Annotated in this window: 3 protein-coding genes and 1 pseudogene; all 4 read left to right on the top strand. The window is 65.7% G+C overall.

Annotation, left to right across the window (positions count from 1 at the left end; genetic code table 11):
• Positions 1 to 526 (top strand): annotated as a pseudogene (locus AQJ67_RS44295) (hypothetical protein); the annotation flags it as partial.
• Positions 523 to 945 (top strand): hypothetical protein, encoded by a 423-nt coding sequence (locus AQJ67_RS44290; protein ID WP_107123149.1) that lies wholly within the window; start codon positions 523 to 525, stop codon positions 943 to 945. The pseudogene AQJ67_RS44295 and the gene AQJ67_RS44290, both read left to right, overlap by 4 nt.
• A gap of 79 nt (positions 946 to 1,024) precedes the next feature.
• Positions 1,025 to 1,465, top strand: a complete 441-nt coding sequence (locus tag AQJ67_RS44285; protein ID WP_159058965.1) for a hypothetical protein — start codon at positions 1,025 to 1,027, stop codon at positions 1,463 to 1,465.
• A gap of 88 nt (positions 1,466 to 1,553) precedes the next feature.
• Positions 1,554 to 2,057 (top strand): hypothetical protein, encoded by a 504-nt coding sequence (locus AQJ67_RS44280; RefSeq protein WP_062725856.1) that lies wholly within the window; start codon positions 1,554 to 1,556, stop codon positions 2,055 to 2,057.
• The last annotated feature ends 113 nt before the right edge of the window (positions 2,058 to 2,170 follow it).

Raw genomic sequence — 2,170 nt, 5'->3', positions numbered from 1 at the left:
AAGCTCCTACGACTCCGGATTCCCCGACGAATACGCCTTCGAGGACTGGCTCTACCGCCTGGAGATCCTCTCCGAGGACGCCCAGGCCATCGAGGACGGCGAGTACGTCAGCGGCCCCGCCGCCGACGCCTACCGCCACCGGGGCACCGCCGCCACCCGCCAGTTCGCCGGGCACGTTCTCACCAGCGATCGCCAGGCCCGTGATCTGCTGGGCAACCCTCTCCTACAGATCCACCACGGCCAAGGGATGACCTGCGTTCTCGACCCCGCCCAAGCCCTTTGCCGCCTACGCGGCACCATCGACGACCCGTTGGTCACCCCGGACACCGACGACTGCCGACCCCAGTGCCGCAACATCGCCCGCACCGACCGCGACATCCAGCACGTCCGCCTACACCACGGCGAACTCGCCATCATCGTGGACGACCCACTGGCCCCGCCCATCCGACACGAACGCGAACTCCACGAGCTGGAGAGGCTGAAGCGGATCCTCGACACCCACGACACGAAGGGGATCAACCAGTGACGGCACCCCGTCCCACCGACGCCGATCCGGTCCGCACCGCGATCCTCGCCGCCATGGACCGGCTCCTCGCCGGCACCCCCCTGCGCTCCAGCGGACGCCTCAGCGTCTCCCAGCTCGCGATCGAAGCCGACGTCAAACGCTGGCACCTCACCCACCAGCACCTCGATCTGAAAGAACTGTTCCAGGCCCGGGTGAAGGCCCAGGACAGCACGCCCGAGGCGTTCAGCCACAAGCTCAGCGAGCACGAGCAGCTCAAGAAGAAGTACGCCGACCTCCGCCAGCACTGCGCCGACCTGGAAGAACGAATCCAGGTCTACGCCGCCGCGATCAACCTCCTCGCACTGGAGAACCCCGCCGTGAGCGCCAGCGACGTCGATGCACGCGTTGTCCCAATGCGTAGGCCGGAGAGCAGGCCGTGAACTGTCAGTGCCCCGGTCCACACTGGCGAGCACAGAGCGCCACAACGCCGTGCCAACTACGGCGGAAGAGGAGGGCTGGATGCAGTCTGCAGCGGAGAAAAAGCGGGTCGGCGATCAAGCAGAGGAGGCGGCAGAGGCCGCGCTCACCGCCATGGGCTGGGACGTGATCAACCTCAACAAGCTGGCGAAGAACTTCCGGTTCGCCGACCTCCTCGCGAAGCGGGGCTCCACACGAGTTCTCGTCCAAGTCAAGGGTACGACGACCGGCGAGGGGATGTTCGGGGCGTTGCCCGAACCCGCACGGGCCCTGCATGCCCTCGCCGGCCACCTTGAGGTCCACGCCGTCTACGCCTTGGTCCGTCTGGCGCGGAGCGGACCAGAGATCCGATTCGGATCCGCCGAGGACGCGGCTGCGCTCGCCGACCAGCGCATCGCCGACTACCCCGGCACACTCCGCTATCACCTTTACGTCAGCGACTTCGAGCACACCGCGGAGGACCTCCAGGAGCTCTTGCCCTGACCCCACTAACTGTGCTGTCACAGCACGTTAGTTGGGTCCTCAGTTGGCTTCCTTCCGCCTCACGGGATCTTAGGGTGCAATAGCCACCATGCTGAGCTCAGGGTTTCTCTCGTGGGTCGTCTACGCACTGGCCGGTCTGGGGCTGTTGGTCCTGGTGCTGCTACTGGTCTTGGCTGTGTGGTCTTGGTGGGACAGCCGCAAAGACTCACACGCGAGTGATCTCTACGGCCCAATGCCGTCCCCCGAAATGATCGTGACAGTGCTGGGCTCAGCAGCGATCGGCCCCTTCGTGATGGCGTTCGCCACAAAACTCGGTGAGCGCCTCGGGGCGTCAGTGAACATCCGCCTGCCACGGCGACGGCGATCCTCCGGGGATCAAGTGGAATTCGTTGTCACGTCCGACAGCCTGCCGACCAACAGAAGCTCCGTCACTGTTGAGGTAGCTGCGGAACTGACCGACGAAGCCCGGCTCGCGCTGATTGAGTTGGATGTGCGCCGGCCGGAGCTGTGGGGGCACCACCTTCGTTGGGATGAGGGCGTGAAAGCCTGGCTTCCAGTGCCGCGGAGAGAAAGCACAGAGGTGACCGACTGAGTCCCGCCCCCCACTCCGCATTGGCGGGTTGCCTGCCGGTGGGCACGGTGGCGGGTCGTGCCGCAGCTTCTAGTGTCCTGAGTCGGAAGTTCGCTGGCGGTTATAGGGTGGGA

The sequence above is a fragment of the Streptomyces caeruleatus genome (genome assembly GCF_001514235.1).
Taxonomy (GTDB): Bacteria; Actinomycetota; Actinomycetes; order Streptomycetales; family Streptomycetaceae; genus Streptomyces; species Streptomyces caeruleatus.
Note: the sequence above shows the minus strand (reverse complement) of the source record. Positions and strands in the feature narration are given on the sequence as shown.

Coding starts and splice junctions, on each gene's coding strand:
- AQJ67_RS44285 (WP_159058965.1), top strand. CDS start 1,025: ATGCAGTCTGCAGCGGAGAAAAAGCGGGTCGGCGATCAAGCAGAGGAG.
- AQJ67_RS44280 (WP_062725856.1), top strand. CDS start 1,554: ATGCTGAGCTCAGGGTTTCTCTCGTGGGTCGTCTACGCACTGGCCGGT.